The organism is Rhizobium aureum, assembly GCF_030182495.1.
GTDB classification, from domain to species: domain Bacteria; phylum Pseudomonadota; class Alphaproteobacteria; order Rhizobiales; family Rhizobiaceae; genus Rhizobium; species Rhizobium tropici_C.
In genome coordinates this window covers 94,779-110,478 of record NZ_JAQJCI010000007.1, presented here as the reverse complement: position 1 = coordinate 110,478, position 15,700 = coordinate 94,779, and the positions used below count along the sequence as shown (strand labels likewise).

Here is a 15,700-nt window from a genome sequence, read left to right as displayed (position 1 = left end):
GTAACTCGCGGAATCCTTCCTGCCTCAATCAAATATCGAAGCTGCAGACGCTGAAGCTTTTTAGGTTTGAATGAGCGTGCGACAAACTCCCAACAATCTCCCCCCTTGTGGGGGAGATGTCACGAAGTGACAGAGGGGGGTATCAGAGGCTCGGCATAGATGGAGCCGCCTCGAAACACATCATCGATGCAGATGATACACCTTGTTCACCACACTCCAGCGCCCATCGATCTTCACCAGCGATAGATAGTCCGAAAACCGCATCCCGGCGAATTCGTCGACGACCTTGACGCTGGCTGCATCGCCTTCGATATCGATCAGTTCGATTTCCATCAGCGGTATGGTTCCGGGCGGCGCACTGCCTTCCTCGACGATCGCGGCGATGAATTCATCCCGCGTCATCCATTCCACAGCGCCCTGGTAATTGCCGATGATCGCTGCTCGCGGATGGAAGGCCTTGCGCAGTGCCGGCTCGTTCGCGAATGCCATTCCATCGACATAGAGATGAACGACCGCACGGATTGCCTGCTCTTCCGACATCTCGTCATTCCTCGTTTGAGTTATGCCTAAGATATCATAGACGCCCGCGGCTGACAAAAATGCTGGCGGCGTGATCGCAATGATTTGACAGATATCACTCGACAAAAACCCGCACGCTTGCCGCGCGACCCGCGGCATCGATGACGGTCAGCGTCGAATAGCCGGCGCCATCGGGTGTCCATTGATTGGTGCGGCGGCGAGACATGTCGGGCAGCGGCTTGCCGTTGGCGAGCCAGCGGAACGGCGCCCGTCCACCCTGCAGCTTCAGCGCCAGCGGCATGATCTGGTCGTTGCCGCTGCTGGCGCCGAGATCGACGCGCGCGCCTTCCGGCGGGTAGACGATCTGCGGCGCAGGTTCGCGGCTGGAGGCGGCCAGCAGCCCGGCGGCGGTCACGGAAAAGCGCCGCTGGCTGATCGGCAGCTCGGTCGGCGCGATGCGCACGGCGCCCATGGGAGCGGCAGGGAAGGGAGTAATGGCAACGCCGGATTTCGCAAAGGCCTCGAACAGGATGGGTGCGGCGGAAACATAGCCCGCCAGCCCCGGCACGGCGCCATTGTCCGGACGGCCGACCCAGACGCCGAGCACGTGCGCACCGTCATAGCCGATCGACCAGGCATCGCGGTTGCCGTAGCTGGTGCCGGTCTTGTAGGCGATACCGAGCTGCTTGCTGCCGCGCGGCGCGATGATGTCGGAGAGGATGTCGGTGATGTTCCACACCGCGATCGGCTCCATCAGCGGCTCGCCGTCTATCGACCCCGGCTCGTCCTGAACGCCGTCGCCAATCCGCATCGCCTTGCCGCGATTGGCAAGCGCGGCATAAAGCTGCACGAGATCCTTCAGCGTCACGCCGACGCCGCCAAGCCCGATCGCAAGGCCGGGCGCCTCGTTCGGCGGCAGCTTCGGCTTTACTTCGGCGCGGCGGAAGCGCACCAGCAGCCGCGTGGGACCTACGGCATCGAGCAGCCGCACGGCCGGCACATTCAACGACAGCTGCAGCGCCTGGCGCACGCTGACATCGCCCTGGTAGCTCATGTCAAAATTGCGGGGGCGATAGCCATAGAAATCGGCGGGGCGATCCTCGATGATCGTTTCCTGCGCCACATAGCCCTGCTCGAAGGCAAGGCCGTAGATGAAGGGCTTCAATGTCGAGCCGGGCGAGCGCAGCACGCGGGTCATATCGACCCAGCCGGCGCGCGAGGAATCGAAGTAGTTGGCCGAGCCGACTTCGCCGATGATCTCGCCGGTCTTGGCATCGGCCATGATCATGGCGACCGATACCTTTGGCCCGAGCCGCTTCGCCGCTGCATCGGCAACCGCTTCGAGGCCCTGCTGCACATCACGCCGCAGCGTCGTCTTGTGCTTGATGATGCCGGGCTGCTTGCGCAGTGCCAATTCGGCGATGTGGGCGGCATAGGCCGGCAGCTGTCGCCGCACGGCTGGAATAGGGGAAAGCGAAGCCCGCTCCGCTTCGCCTTCACCGATCACTGTCGCCACGGCGGCGCGCTCGAGCACGCGATGGCGGGCAGCCTGCGCTGCGGCAAGATTGCGGTCCGGCCGGCGCTTTTCCGGCAACTGCGGCAGCGCCACAAGCAGGCCAGCCTGGGCGACTGTCAGGTGTCGGGGCTCCTTGCCGAAATAGGCAAGGCTCGCCGCGCGCACGCCTTCCAGGTTGCCGCCATAGGGTGCATGCGTCAGATAGAGATCGAGGATCTGTTCCTTGCTCAGCCGCCGCTCGATCTGGATGGCACGGACGACCTGCAGGAGCTTCGCCGTCATCGAGCGCTCGGTGCGTGGCTCGATCAGGCGCGCCACCTGCATGGAGAGCGTCGAGCCGCCAGAGACGATGCGGCCATGGGTGAGGAGCTGCAGGAAGGCACGGCCGATCGCCATCGGGTCGACGCCGTGGTGGTCGTAGAAGCGCCGGTCTTCATAGGCGACCAGCACGCGCAGATATTGCGGATCGACATCGGCAACGCCGGTCTTCAGCCGCCAGCGTCCCTCGGGCGTGGCGAAGGCGCGCAGGAGATCGCCATTGGCATCGAGCACCTCGGCCGAGACCACGCGGGCATTGTCCAGCGGCGGCGGATAGGCGCGGTCCGCGGCTTCCAGGCCGAAGACCAGAGCCACCACTGTTGCGGCAGTGGCTCCAAAGCCGATCGCAATCTTCCAACGCGCCTTCATGGCTGCTTCTTACTGCTGGGCGCCCAGCACCTCCATGCGGCCCATCGCCGTGCGGGCCGAGAACTGCGGACGATACATGTCCTCGACGCTTGCGGCCGGATGATCGTAGACGCCTGGGGTCACGGCGCGCACGACGTAGGCAAAGGTCATGTCACGGTCCGCTCCGGAGCCCTGGTCGAAGGCGGCGACAAAGCGATCGTTGCGGAATTCGACATGGGCGGGCTGAATGTCGCTGAGCCAGTCGAAGTTCGACAACTGGGCGCTGTTGACGATGCTCGGATTGTCGATCTCGAAGCCTGCCGGCAGGAGATCGGTCACGAGGATGCGCTGTGGCCAGTCATTGTCCTCGGTCACATGCAGCACGACGACGTAGCGTTCGTTCTGCTGTGCCTGGCTGACATTCGCCTCTTCGCCATCGAGCGTGTAGTACTTGCGCTCGATCTTGAAGCCGTTGCCACCGGCCGGCAATTGCGCGACCGGAGCGGCGACCGTGGTCACGGCAGCCGAGAGCGGCTGGCGCGTCGTGTTGGTCACGGTCAGCGGATGGCCCATCAGCGCATCGCCCGACATCTGCGCCATATAGGTTCCGCTATGGGCGGCGCCGTTGACGTCGAGCGTCAGGCCGTCATCGCCGTTCTGCAGGGCGCGGGCTGCCAGCAGCATCCAGGTCTGTTCCTGGGTGCTGGTATATTTCCGGCTCTGCCAATCCTTGGCGACGACGCTTGCGAGTTCCGGAATGATCGGCGGCACGGGACGGCTTTCGGCGGCCAGCGCCAGCACGGCGGCGCCGTCGCGCAACGACGAGCCGTAATCCGAGCGGACGAAGCTAACCTTGGTGACGGCCGCCTTCTGCGACATCTGCAGCGAGTCCACGAAGATGTTGCGCGAGCGCTGAGCATCCCCATAGAGCGCGAGAGCAGCGGCAAGATGCGCCTTGGAGAGCGGCGTCGGGAAGTCGTTCAGCATCGTGTCCGCATAGTAGCGCAGATCGCTGATCGAGGCCTTCTTGTTGCGCGCCAGCACGTAGAGCGCATAGGCGATCTCGTTGCCGTTATCCTTGACGTTGGTGTTGGCGCTCAGCGCATTCTGGAGGTTTTCGAGCCCCTGCACCATCGCCTGATCCGGCACGTTGTACTTCTGCTCGCGGGCGCGGGTCAGGAAGTCCATGACATAGGCGTCGAGCCAGAGATCGCCCGAGCCCGGGCTCCAGAGACCGAAGCTGCCGGTCGAGGACTGGTAGGACAGTTCGCGATAAATCGAGTCCTGCACGCGCTTCTGGATCTCGGCGTCATCGGCAAGGCCGTTCTTGACCGCCATGTCGCTGAAGTAGAGCAAGGGCATGGCGCTGCTCGCCGTCTGTTCCGCGCAGCCATAGGGGTAACGGCTGAGGCTCATCAGAAGCGCCGGCACATCGAAGGCGCTGGAGCGGCTGACATTGACGCTGACCGAGGCGCCGGGCAGCACACTATCGGCGAGAAGATCGGCATTGACTGTCAGGCTCTTGCCGGGTGCCAGCGCGATGACGCGCCGTTCGGTGACCGGCAGCTGCGACGGGCGAACCGGGATATCGACCGATTGATCGAGCGACATGCCCGAAGCATTCGAGAGCTTGATCGAAACGGTGCCGTCGCCCGGCTGTCCGCCGGTCAGCGGCAGCGTGATGGCATATTTGCCGCCCGTTTCGAGCTTGATCTTCTGCTGGTTGGCGCTTGCATCCACCGTCACGGCGTTATTGCCAGTCACGGCGAGCGTATATTCGCCGGCCGGCGCATCGGTGTTGGCGACATCGAGACGCAGGTTGGCCTTGTCTCCGGGCGCCAGGAACTTCGGCAGGCTGGCGGTGACGACGACGGGATCGCGGATGATGACATCCTGTGTCGCATGACCGACGCCGGCCTTCGACCAGGCGACCGCCATCAGCCGCGCCGTGCCGTTGAACTGCGGAATGTCGAAACTGACATTCGCCTTGCCATTGGCATCGAGCTTGATGGGACCGGAGAAGAAAGCGATCAGCTTTTCCTTTGGCGGGCTTGCTTGTAAAGCCGCCTGTCCGCCGTCGCCGCCGGTGCGCAGCTTGCCAGTCGCGCCGAGCGAGCCATCGATAAGGCGACCGTAGATATCGCGGATTTCGAGGCCGAGCTGGCGCTGGCCGTAATACCACTCATCCGGTGCCGGCGGCTGGTAGCGCGTGAGGTTGAGAATGCCGACATCGACGGCGGCGATCGTGACATAGGCGTCCTCATTGGCGCCCGCGCCGGCGACCTGAAGGCCGATATCAAGCGGCTGACGCGGCAGCGTCTTTTGCGGCGCGTCGATCTTGATCTGCAGCTTGCGCTCGCCCGGATCGACCGGTGCCCATTTGATACCGATGGCGCGCATCGGCATGCGGCTTTCCTGGGCGTCACCAGGGCGGAAGAGGGTAGCCGTCAGATAAGTGCCGGCACCCCAATCGGCCGTGACGGGAACGTCGACTTCGCCGCCCGTCGCGCCGATATCGGCATTGGTGACCGAGATCAGCGTTTCCGAACCGGCAGTCACCATCAGCTGGCCGGCATAGCGCGAGGTCACCTTCAGCTTGGCCGTATCGCCGACATGGTAACTTTCCTTGTCGAGCGCGATCTCGAGCGCGTCAGGCGTTTCCGTCGAGGTGGAAGCGACATACCAGCCGGCATTGAACTCGACGCTCGATTCCGGGCCGTTCGCATCGGCGGTGGAGACTTCGAGACGGTAGCGGCCCCAGGTGACGGGCATGGAAATCGCCGCGCCGTCGGTGGTGGTGTTGACCGTGCCGACTGCCACCTGCTTGGTGGACATGATCGGCTCGAACTTCCAGCTGCTGCCGTCGCGATACCATTGATAATTGCGCTCGACGCTCAGCAGCTTCCAGGTCAGGCCCTGCATGGCCTGCTTCTGGCCATCGGCGTCGACAACGATGACATGGAAGTTGCCGACGGAGTTTTCCCCCAGATCGCCGTCGAATTCCGGCTTGATGCCGATGCGCGGGCCGTCCGCCTTGACGGGCAGGGTCAGCGAGCGCTCGACGGCGCGGCCGCCGGCTTCCTGCATGCGCACGGTGATATTGGCGTTCAGGAGCTGCGTGGTCGAAGGCGTGTCGTTGATGGTGACGTTGAAGGTGGTTTTGCCGTTTTCGTCCAGCGCCTGCAGGTCTTCGAGCGGCACCTGCGTGCTCTCGGCCTTGCTGTCGCCGCCGCTGCTGTCCTCGTCGTCATTGTTGGCGTCTGCCTTGCCGGCACCTTCGTCGGCGAGGCCGAACTGATAGCCCTTGAAGGCATCGCTCTGGCGCGTCGGCTTCAGCGTCACTTCGCCTTCCAGATTGAGGCCGGCCGCCGGTGCGCCATAGAGATAGCGCCCATCGACATTGACGGGCGTCGGCTGGCCGACTTCGATCTCCTTGGCGTCGCTCTTCATGTCGAATTCGATGCGATCCGGCACGAAGTCGTCGACGAGGAAGGTCTGCGAGCCGATGGAGGAACCCTTCGGGTCGGTGTAGATGTTCATCGTCCAGGTGCCGCGCATCGAGGTCTGCTGCAGCGGCAGGTCGACATTATAGCCGCCGAGCTTGCCGCCGTCGGTGACGATGCGGCGGTCCTCGACGCCATCCGGGCGCAGGAAGACGAAGGTGAGCGGCAGGTTTTCGACCGCAGTCGAGCTGACGTCGCGGGCAAGTGCGGAGGCATGCACGGTCTCGCCGGCACGGTAGATGCCGCGCTCGGTCCAAGTCAGCAGATCGATCGCGCCCGGCGCTGTTCGGCCTGATACGCCGCGGTCGGAAAGATCGAAGCCGGCGCGCGTCATGTCGAGGAAGACATAATCCTGATCGCCATTCTCAGCGGTAATGACGGCCGGCGTCATGCCCGCCGTGCCGCGCATCAGGCCGGCGCTGAAGACGGCGCGGCCATTGTCGTCGGTCTTGGCGGTCCCGAGGATTTCATTGTTCTTGGCGAGCAGCTGCAGCTGGATGCCGGCCAGCGGCTTGGCGCTGCCGAGCGAGCGGGCAAAGACATTCAAGCCGTCGGTGCCGGCATAGGTGGTGACGCCGATGTCGGAAACGACGAACCATTGTGTCGCCTGCGGGTCCCATTCATGGCCGCCGCTCTCCGGTGCAACAGCCGTCAGCACATAGACGCCGGGCTTGCGCTTCGGCAGTGCCTCGTCCACAGGGAAGCTGGTCGCGACTTCCTTGTTGAGTTCCTGCTTGATCTCGATGGAGCCCTGCCAGACCAGCTCGCCATTGGTGTCCTGGATGGTCTGGGCGCTGTAGCTGTCCACCTGCGTCAGGAACTGCGAATTGTTCAGAAGCTGCGCGATATTGCGGTCGCCGATACGGTAGAGCTTGAGATTGGCCGTAGTGGCGTTGACCGAAACGATCGGGATGCCGCGGCGCGCGGTCGAAGGCAGGACGAAATTGTCGCCAGTGAAGCGCAGCGAAGCCGTGCGATCCTTGACGTAGATGTCGACATTGACCTGCGAGGCGAGGTTTTCATCCACCGAGGAGGGCAGGCCGGCGCGCAGCGAAATGCGGTAGTGCTGTCCGAATTCCAGACCTTCGACACAGATTTGGTTGTCCTTGGCATCGACACCCTTCGGCGCAGCGCCGTTGACAGTGACGAAGGGCGTATAGTCGGTGCCGCTCTTTACCAGCTTTTCGGAGAACTGCACGCAGGCGCGCGGCGATGCATTGTCGTTGTCGAGCGTATTGCCCGTCACGCGGAAGCCCTGGCGGGCCAGAAGATCGTTATAGGCTGCCTGGACGGCGGCCGAGCTAACGAGATTGAGGCTTGCCTTGTAGGCGCTGAGCGCCGGACGGTAGTTCTGCGCATTCTTCAGCGCTTCGGCGAGCACAGCCAGCGCATCGGCGCGGCTGCTCGTCGTGCGGGTCAGCTGGTAGCCGTTGAGCGCGGCATAGGCGGCCCGCGTGGCGACAGACGTGTCGTTCGTGATCGTATTGGCGGCGCGCGCCATTTCGATCCACAGATCGCCATTGTCGGGATTGATCGAGAGCGCGCCCTGGAAGGCGTTCAGGGCATCGTTGACATTGCCTGAGGTCAGCTCGATGCGGCCGAGCGCAATCAGGCTTTCGACGCCCTGGCCCTTCAGCTCGTTGCCGAGCGTCAGCGTGTTCTTTGCATCGCGCGCGCTCTGGACGAAATTGTCGGAAAGGAAGGAAAGGGCAGGGGCCGCGCCGATATCCGGCTCGCTGGTGGCGGCCGTTTCGACGATCTTGCCGGCGATCGCGCCGGGAAAGCTGTTGAGCTGGTTGAAGTCCGACTTCATGAAGCACCACTTCACCTTGGGATTGTAGGTGAAGGCCTTGCAGGACTTGTCGCCGATGCAGGAGGCGGAGCACTGATCCAGCGTCACATTCTGCTCGGTGCGCAGATCGAAGCCGAAGTAATCGCCATCCTTCGTGGTGACCACCTGGCGCTTGACGTCTGCGGCGGCCGAAGGGCTCAGAGATGCGAAAGTGGCGAGAAGAAAAGCAGAGAAGCCGATAAACGCGCGCTTAGACATAAGTCCCCCCAACGCTGCCCGTTTTTGATGGCGGCAATCTTCAAATTTCGGACCCGTTTGTCAACCGAGCGTGGAGCGTCAGCATGCGCTTTACGCCTATGACGTTTCGTCTAGATACTTGAAAGAGGCTGCAAATCAGGCGATTCGCATGTTCGGAGAGGCGTCGGTTGCGCTTCACTTTTCTTTTCAATTCCAAAATGACACTGGCCTCAACGGCCAGTGTCTTTGTGAAGGCGCCAGAAGCGGCTCGCTTGTCATATATTCGTCATCGCCAACGCGGCATCTGTATACCGCTTTCCGACGACGATCTCGGGCTTGATGATATCGCCGAGTTCCTTCACCTCTTGCGCGGAGAGGACGATATCGGCAGCCGCGGCGTTCTGCTCAAGATGGTGCAGCTTGCGTGCACCGGGGATCGGCACGATATCGTCGCCCTGATGCAGCACCCATGCGAGCGCCAGTTGTGCCGCAGTGACGTTCTTTTCTTCGGCAAGAGCTTGAAGCCTTGCGACCAGGGCGGCGTTGGCATCGAAATTCTCGCTCTGGAAGCGTGGCAGCGAGCGGCGGAAATCGTCGTCGGCGAGATCCTCCGTCTTGTGGATCGCTCCGGTCAGGAAGCCGCGGCCAAGCGGGCTGTAGGGCACGAAGCCGATGCCGAGTTCGCGGCAGGTGGCGAGCACGTCTTCCTCGGGATCGCGGCTCCAGAGCGAATATTCGCTCTGCACTGCAGCGATCGGATGTACCGCATGGGCGCGGCGGATGGTGGCAGAGCCGGCTTCGGATAGGCCGAGCGTGCGCACCTTGCCCTCTTTCACAAGCTCCGCCATGGCGCCGACCGTATCTTCGATCGGCACATTCGGGTCGACGCGATGCTGGTAGAAGAGGTCGATGACATCCGTGCCAAGTCGCTTGAGGGAAGCTTCGGCGACTTCCTTGACATGCTCGGGCCGGCTGTCGACGCCGATCATCGCCGCCGGGCCACTTTTCGTGAGATCGAGCTTGAAACCGAATTTGGTGGCGATGACAATGCGGTCACGCACGGACTTCAGCGTGCGGCCGAGCAGCTCTTCATTGGTGAAGGGGCCGTAGACCTCGGCGGTGTCGAAAAAGGTGACGCCGAGATCGACTGCGCGATGAAGCGTCTTGACGGATTCGGTCTCGTCGGTGGCGCCATAGGCAAAGCTCATGCCCATGCAGCCCAGCCCAACGGCGGAAACGGTGAGATCCTTACCTAGCCTGCGGGTTTTCATGATGTATTCCTTCTTGAGACGTATGGGAGCGACAGGGGCTCGTGTCCGCTGCCTACGAGTTCAAGTTAGGGTTCCGGACAATGAATGAAAATCCATGCAAATCCTTACAGGTTGTTCTATAATTTAGATCAATGAACAGAACACAACTCTCTCAGCTTGCGGTTTTTGCCGCCGTCGCCGCCCATCGCAGCTTCCGTGCTGCCGGCAAGGAATTGTCGATCGCGCCTTCGGCGGTTAGCCACGCCGTCTCCAGCCTTGAGGAAAGCCTCGGCGTGCGGCTGCTTGCCCGCACCACGCGCAGCGTGCTCCCGACCGAGGAGGGGCAGGCGCTATTGCAAAGGCTGGGGCCGGCACTGGAGGAAATCGATATCGCGCTGGAGGACACGCTTGCGACCCGCGGCCGTCCCGCGGGGACGCTGCGCATCACCGCCCCTCGCTTCGCTTCCGATCTGCTGATGGCCCCGCGTATCGGTGATTTCCTCAATACCTATCCCGATATCACGCTCGAAATCGCCAACGAGGACGGCTTCAGCAATATCGTCAAGGAAGGCTATGATGCCGGCATCCGGCTGGCGGAAAGCATCGAAGGCGACATGATCGCGGTGAAGATCTCGCCGGATATACGCACAGTCATTGCGGGGTCGCCTGCCTATTTCGAGAAGCATCCGAAGCCGCTGCATCCGCGCGATCTCGTCCATCACCGCTGCATCAAGCGGCGATTTACCGATGGCTCGATTTATCGCTGGGAGTTCGAGAAGGATGGGCGCGAGCTGGTCGTTGCCGTTGACGGTCCCCTGATCGTGATCGAGGATCGGCTCGGCGTTTTGGCTGCCCTCAATGGCGCCGGCCTTGCCTATCTCTTCGATATTCGCGTGCAGCAGGAACTGGCCGAAGGCAAGCTCATCCGCGTGCTCGAAGACTGGTGCCCGCCCTATCCGGGCTTCTGCATCTATTATCCGAGCCGCCGCCAGATGCGTCCGGCCCTCAGAGCCTTCATCGATTTCTTCAAATATACCGGGCCTTAGAGCGACTTCAGGAAAAGTGCGCAGCGGTTTTTCGTCCGGAATCGCGCAAAGCAAGGGAACGAAGCGACTGCTGACAGAAATCGGGTGGCGGCAATGCCATAACTCGTCTCGAGTGAATGATGATTTGAGAAGGGAAAAGCAGCGATGAGAAAACCGGGATCGATGAAGGGGCTTGAGGATCTCGGCCGCGTCAGGCTGTCGAAGAACTTCTTCTTTCGCGATTTCCTGCATTCGGAAATATCAGATTTCTATCGTATTCCCAACATTCCCGAGGATCCGGATCTCGCGATCGAGGCCGGTCGCCGGCTCTGCGAGGAATTGCTGGAGCCGCTGGAGGCGACCTTTGGCCGGCTACATATCCGTTCCGGCTATCGCTCACCCGAGGTCAATGCCTTCGGCAACAGGAATGGGTTGAACTGCTCGACCAATCCCCATACCGCCGCGCATCACATCTGGGATATGCGCGATCTCGACGGCTGCATGGGCGCGGCCGTCTGCATCGTCGTGCCTTGGCTGATCGATCATCACAGTCATGAGGGCGATTGGCAGAGGCTCGCCTGGTGGATCCACGACCATCTACCCTATGCATCGCTCTGCTTCTTCCCGAAGCTCTGGGCCTTCAACATCCAGTGGCACGAGCGGCCCAAGCGGACCATTCAGAGCTTTGTCAGCCCGCGCGGCATGCTGACCAAACCGGGCATGGCCAACTGGGAGGGCGACCATTCCGCCCATTACGAAGGCTTTCCGAAGCTTAGAAGCTGATGCGGTAGCGAATATGCCCGTCGCTCTCGACATAGCTGTCGTAAAGCTTGCGGGCGGTCGTATTGCCTTCTTCCGTGTGCCAATAGAGCCGCGCCCAGCCGTTTTTCTTGCAGAGCGCGACGAGATCGTCGAGCAGCGCCCGGCCGACGCCGTGGCCTCTGGCACTTTCATCGACGAACAGGTCTTCCAGATAGCAGTCGGGCGCGCGCACCCATGTGCCCTCATGCGTGAGGCTGAGGGTAAAGCCCTTCACTTCGCCATCGACCTCGGCCACGCGCATGAAGATCGCCGACGCCGGATCGAAGACCCGGCGCCACGTCGCATCGGTGATGTCTGGCGCGACGCTGACGCCGTAGAAGGCCAGATAGCCGTCCCACAGCGCACGCCAGCGCGCTTCGTCGTCGGGTCTGGCGTCTCGGATCGTCACGGTCATCGGCCAGCCTCCGTTTACTTGCCGGCTTCGTCGAGCAGGCGCATGGCATCATCGGAAAGCGAGAGCTTCGCCGAATTGATGAGCGCGTCAAGCTGGCTGAGGCTAGTGGCGCTGGCGATCGGAGCGGTGACGCCGCGTTTGCGCAAGAGCCAGGCAAGCGCGATCTCGGCGGGCTTGGCGCCGGTTTCAGCCGCGATCTTGTCGAGCGCTGCGAGAATCCGCAGGCCCTTGTCGTCGAGATAGGCGGCAACCCGATTCTCGCGTGCCCGTCCCTCCGTATCCGCCTTGGTGCGGTACTTGCCGGTCAGGAAGCCGGCCGCAAGGCTGAAATAGGTGATGACGCCGATCTCTTCCTTGAGGCAGAGATCCGCCAGCGGTCCTTCGAAACTGTCACGAGCGTAGAGATTATATTCGGGCTGCAGCACGTCGTAGCGCGGCAGGCCGGCCTTTGCAGCAGCACTGAGCGAAGCCTGGAGCTGCGTTGCATCAAGGTTCGAGCAGCCGACATGGCGGATCTTGCCCTGTTCCTTCAGCTTGGCATAGGCGGCGAGCGACTCCTCATGCGGCGTCTCGGGGTCCGGCCAGTGCGAGAGATAAAGGTCGATGTGATCGGTCTGCAGCCGCTTCAGCGAAGCCTCGGCCGCCTCGATGATATAGCCGGCCTTGAGGCCCTTCTTGCCTGGCCCCATCTCCGATCCGACCTTGGTGATGATGATGGCCTTGTCGCGCGAAACGCGGCCCTGCTTCAGCCACTTGCCGATAATCTCTTCGGAATCGCCGCCCTTATTGCCCGGAACCCAGCGGGAATAGACGTCGGCCGTGTCGATCGTGTTGAAGCCGGCGTCGAAGAAGGCGTCGAGCAGTGCATAGGAGGTTTTCTCATCGGCCGTCCAGCCGAACACGTTGCCGCCGAAAACGATTGGGGCGACAAACAGATCGGTTCGTCCAAGCTTGCGCGTGTCCATGCTATTTCTCCAGGTCATTTGAAAGATAGACCGGCGAGCGGACGCCGGAGGAAGGGACAAGGCAGGCTATCGGCCTTTCGCGGCGAAGACCACACACAATTTCTTTATTCCGCCGTTGAGCGCCGATAGTGGCTGGGCGGCAGCGCGTTGTATTTCGACCAGACGCGCCGCATATGCCGCGGCGAGGCGAAGCCGGATTTTTCCGCCACGCGCTCCATATCCAGCCGCGAATTGGCAAGCACGTCGCGCGCCAGCGTCACGCGCATCAGATTGACATAGGCCGTCACCGACAGGCCGGCATGCTCCTGGAACAGCCGCGAAATATGTCGTGCACTCATTGCGCCGATGCCGGTAAGCTCGGCAAGCGACCAGCCATGGGCCGGATCGGCCATGATCGCATCCTGAACGCGATGGATGGCAGGGTGAACATGGTTGCGGCCGCTGAGCCAGGGCGAAAGCTGCGGCTCGGCGCCGGTCCTGCGCATATAGACGACCATGTGCCGGGCAATGGTCAGAGCGGTCATCGGTGAAGTCAGCTTGGAGGCGAGGTGCAGCATCAGGTCGGTGCCTGTGGTGATGCCGGCGCTCGAATAGCGATCGCGGTCTTCGACGTAGAGCCGGTTGTCGAGAACCCTGGCCGTCGGAGCAAATTCCCTGACTTCGTCGAGACAGGCGGCATGTGTGGTGCAGGCATAGCCGTCCATCAGCCCGGCGCGGGCGGCGAGCACGGCTCCGGAGCAGATGGTGACGAGGGTGATGCCCGGACGGATCGCCCCGTTCAGCCAGGTCGCGAGCGTGGCGAGTTCCGGCTCTATATCCTCGGCATCGTCGGGCGGCGTGACGCTGCCGGACAGGATGACATAGGCGCCATCGGGAATGTGATCCGGCAATGGTTTGAGATCGGCAAGCGTCAGCCCGACCGAAGTCGTCTGCGATGGCTGGGCAGCGATGAATTGATAGTCGAACAGGACGTCGTCCTGTTCGATATTGGCACGGCGCAGCACCTCCACCGGTCCGGCTACGTCCATCAGCAGCGTATAGGGCGGCAGGAGGACGTAGACGGGAATGATCCGCCGATGGAGGTGCCGGTCGCTTTGGGTCATGCGGCATTCCGGATCGTTGCATCGGCGAGCGCCTCTTCGACCGTTGCGATACGGGCGAAACGGCCCGATAGCACCAGCTCGCTGCGCTTCTTGATATCGTCGGCGCTGAAGACCGTGCCCGAGGCATGCGTCATCGGAAAGGTCAGCGTCGCCTCGGTGACATAGTCGACCTCATAGCCGAGATCGGAGGCGTGCCGGGTCGTCGTCTCGCAGCACTGCTCGGTACGGATACCCGAGACGATCACCTTGCGGATGCCGTTTGCCACCAGCCAGACATCGAGGCCGGAGCCGACGAGTGCCGAATGGCGGCGTTTGTGGAAGACGGCATCGGCCTCGAGCGAGATCTCATCGAGCTTGCGCACATAGCCGCTGTTCAGGCTGAAATGCGCGTCGTTATCCTCGACATGGAAAATCTGGACGATGGGAATGCCTTTCGCCTTGGCGCCATTGATCAGCGCCTGCAGGCGGTCGGTAAAGACCGGCAGGTCGTCCGTTCTCCAGTAGGGACGCTGGCGAAAGGATTCCTGGACATCGATGACGAGCAGTGCGGTATCCGCATGGGACATTTTCGTATCTCCTGTGCTTGAAGGATAGCCGAGATTAGGCGTCGCTTGAAAGCTTCGAAAGCCATCTGGCAGACAGAAAAGGGACAAATACGGACACAGCCTGATGGTCCTTATGCCCTTGGGTTCGTGCCTGCGGGCCGCCTCGGGCGTTGCGCCTTTGGCAAGGGCCGAATAAGATTGGCGTCGATTTCGTCCAGAGCGGAATGCCCCGTTCCGCTTTACCCCACCGTGTTCACAAAGGATCCCGCCGGAAAGGCCGTGTTGCGATCATCGCCATGCGGCCGTCTGCTTCGGGACAATGCTTCAGGAGAGAGATCATGCTGCGTTTCGGAATTCTATCGACGGCCAAAATCGGCCGCGATCTGGTCGTCCCCGCCATTCAGGACGCGGAAAACTGCGTTGTGACGGCCATCGCCAGCCGTGATCTCGCCCGCGCCCGGCAGATGGCAGACCGCTTCTCCGTGCCGCATGCTTTCGGTTCCTATGAAGAGATGCTCGCCTCCGACACGATCGATGCCGTCTATATTCCCCTGCCGACTTCGCAACATGTCGAATGGACGGTCAAGGCTGCCGATGCCGGCAAGCATGTGCTGTGCGAAAAGCCGATCGCCCTCAAGGCGGATGAGATCGACAGCCTGATCGCCGCGCGTGATCGCAACAAGGTTCTGGTGACGGAAGCCTATATGGTCACCTATGCGCCGGTCTGGCGGAAGGTTCGCTCGCTGCTGGCGGACGGCGCCATCGGCCGGCTGCGTCACATCCAGGGCGCCTTCACCTATTTCAACCGCGATGCCGGCAACATGCGCAATATCCCCGCGCTTGGCGGCGGTGGCCTGCCGGATATCGGCGTCTATCCGACGATCAGCACCCGTTTCGTCACCGGCCGCGAACCGCTGCGCATCCAGGCGGTGACGGAGCGCGACCCTGAATTCGGCACTGACATCTACTCCAGCGTCAAGGCAGACTTCGGCGATTTCGAACTGACCTTCTATATCTCGACGCAGATGGCCAACCGGCAGGTCATGGTCTTCCACGGGACCGAGGGCTTCATCGAGGTGAAATCACCCTTCAATGCCGATCGTTACGGCGCGGAAGAGCTGGAGCTGACCAATCGCGGCCATTCGGAATCGCAGATTTTCCGTTTCCCAGACAGCCGCCAGTACAGGCGCGAGGCGGAGGCCTTCGCTTCTGCTGCGCTTGGTCAAGGCGCAGAGGTCGTGTCACTGGAAAGTTCGAAGCTCAACCAGAAGGTCATCGACGCCATCTACCGCGCCAGCGAGAAGGATGGCTGGGAGCCGATCTGAGGGCGGTCCTCATTTTCTGACGCAATTCCGCACGGAAA

11 protein-coding genes are annotated in these 15,700 nt (G+C 62.2%); 3 read left to right on the top strand and 8 right to left on the bottom strand.

Annotated features, from left to right (window positions below):
- Positions 1 to 180: 180 nt before the first annotated feature.
- From PH552_RS18315 to PH552_RS18300, 4 genes are all read right to left on the bottom strand, one after another.
- Positions 181 to 540, bottom strand: coding sequence for a nuclear transport factor 2 family protein (locus tag PH552_RS18315; RefSeq protein ID WP_015338486.1), 360 nt, complete (start codon positions 538 to 540; stop codon positions 181 to 183).
- 94 nt (positions 541 to 634) lie between these two features.
- Positions 635 to 2,722: a penicillin-binding protein 1C gene (pbpC, locus tag PH552_RS18310; protein WP_113251303.1), complete on the bottom strand. Its 2,088-nt coding sequence runs from the start codon at positions 2,720 to 2,722 to the stop codon at positions 635 to 637.
- 9 nt (positions 2,723 to 2,731) lie between these two features.
- A complete protein-coding gene (locus tag PH552_RS18305) occupies positions 2,732 to 8,254 on the bottom strand; it encodes an alpha-2-macroglobulin family protein (protein ID WP_113251304.1) in 5,523 nt (1,840 codons plus the stop codon).
- A 254-nt stretch (positions 8,255 to 8,508) separates the two neighbouring features.
- Complete coding sequence (locus PH552_RS18300; protein ID WP_113251305.1) at positions 8,509 to 9,504, bottom strand: aldo/keto reductase; 996 nt, start codon at positions 9,502 to 9,504, stop codon at positions 8,509 to 8,511.
- A gap of 131 nt (positions 9,505 to 9,635) precedes the next feature.
- Between PH552_RS18300 and PH552_RS18295 the strand changes: the two genes are divergently transcribed.
- Both PH552_RS18295 and PH552_RS18290 read left to right on the top strand, forming a co-directional pair.
- Positions 9,636 to 10,529 (top strand): LysR family transcriptional regulator, encoded by an 894-nt coding sequence (locus PH552_RS18295; protein WP_095433686.1) that lies wholly within the window; start codon positions 9,636 to 9,638, stop codon positions 10,527 to 10,529.
- A gap of 144 nt (positions 10,530 to 10,673) precedes the next feature.
- A complete protein-coding gene (locus PH552_RS18290; RefSeq protein WP_113251306.1) occupies positions 10,674 to 11,291 on the top strand; it encodes a hypothetical protein in 618 nt (205 codons plus the stop codon).
- On the opposite strand, the gene PH552_RS18285 is transcribed toward PH552_RS18290, so the two are convergent.
- From PH552_RS18285 to PH552_RS18270, 4 genes are all read right to left on the bottom strand, one after another.
- Positions 11,281 to 11,724: a GNAT family N-acetyltransferase gene (locus PH552_RS18285; RefSeq protein WP_112343546.1), complete on the bottom strand. Its 444-nt coding sequence runs from the start codon at positions 11,722 to 11,724 to the stop codon at positions 11,281 to 11,283. The two genes, PH552_RS18290 and PH552_RS18285, sit on opposite strands and share 11 nt — an antisense overlap.
- Positions 11,725 to 11,738: 14 nt before the next feature.
- Positions 11,739 to 12,689 (bottom strand): aldo/keto reductase, encoded by a 951-nt coding sequence (locus PH552_RS18280; protein ID WP_112343547.1) that lies wholly within the window; start codon positions 12,687 to 12,689, stop codon positions 11,739 to 11,741.
- Between the two features lie 104 nt (positions 12,690 to 12,793).
- Complete coding sequence (locus PH552_RS18275; RefSeq protein WP_113251308.1) at positions 12,794 to 13,792, bottom strand: GlxA family transcriptional regulator; 999 nt, start codon at positions 13,790 to 13,792, stop codon at positions 12,794 to 12,796.
- A complete protein-coding gene (locus PH552_RS18270; protein WP_112343549.1) occupies positions 13,789 to 14,358 on the bottom strand; it encodes an isochorismatase family protein in 570 nt (189 codons plus the stop codon). Before PH552_RS18270 ends, PH552_RS18275 begins: the two co-directional genes overlap by 4 nt.
- Before the next feature lie 317 nt (positions 14,359 to 14,675).
- On the opposite strand from PH552_RS18270, the gene PH552_RS18265 reads away from it, so the two are divergent.
- Positions 14,676 to 15,662 carry a Gfo/Idh/MocA family protein gene (locus tag PH552_RS18265; RefSeq protein ID WP_183762260.1) on the top strand — a complete coding sequence of 329 codons (987 nt, stop codon included), beginning with the start codon at positions 14,676 to 14,678 and terminating at the stop codon, positions 15,660 to 15,662.
- Positions 15,663 to 15,700 lie beyond the last annotated feature (38 nt).

What these genes read in the sequence shown, in the direction of transcription:
- PH552_RS18290 (WP_113251306.1), top strand. Translation starts at nt 10,674, where the DNA reads ATGAGAAAACCGGGATCGATGAAGGGGCTTGAGGATCTCGGCCGCGTC.
- PH552_RS18265 (WP_183762260.1), top strand. Translation starts at nt 14,676, where the DNA reads ATGCTGCGTTTCGGAATTCTATCGACGGCCAAAATCGGCCGCGATCTG.
- PH552_RS18285 (WP_112343546.1), bottom strand. Translation starts at nt 11,724, where the DNA reads ATGACCGTGACGATCCGAGACGCCAGACCCGACGACGAAGCGCGCTGG.
- PH552_RS18315 (WP_015338486.1), bottom strand. Translation starts at nt 540, where the DNA reads ATGTCGGAAGAGCAGGCAATCCGTGCGGTCGTTCATCTCTATGTCGAT.
- PH552_RS18280 (WP_112343547.1), bottom strand. Translation starts at nt 12,689, where the DNA reads ATGGACACGCGCAAGCTTGGACGAACCGATCTGTTTGTCGCCCCAATC.
- PH552_RS18305 (WP_113251304.1), bottom strand. Translation starts at nt 8,254, where the DNA reads ATGTCTAAGCGCGCGTTTATCGGCTTCTCTGCTTTTCTTCTCGCCACT.
- PH552_RS18275 (WP_113251308.1), bottom strand. Translation starts at nt 13,792, where the DNA reads ATGACCCAAAGCGACCGGCACCTCCATCGGCGGATCATTCCCGTCTAC.
- PH552_RS18295 (WP_095433686.1), top strand. Translation starts at nt 9,636, where the DNA reads ATGAACAGAACACAACTCTCTCAGCTTGCGGTTTTTGCCGCCGTCGCC.
- PH552_RS18300 (WP_113251305.1), bottom strand. Translation starts at nt 9,504, where the DNA reads ATGAAAACCCGCAGGCTAGGTAAGGATCTCACCGTTTCCGCCGTTGGG.
- pbpC (WP_113251303.1), bottom strand. Translation starts at nt 2,722, where the DNA reads ATGAAGGCGCGTTGGAAGATTGCGATCGGCTTTGGAGCCACTGCCGCA.
- PH552_RS18270 (WP_112343549.1), bottom strand. Translation starts at nt 14,358, where the DNA reads ATGTCCCATGCGGATACCGCACTGCTCGTCATCGATGTCCAGGAATCC.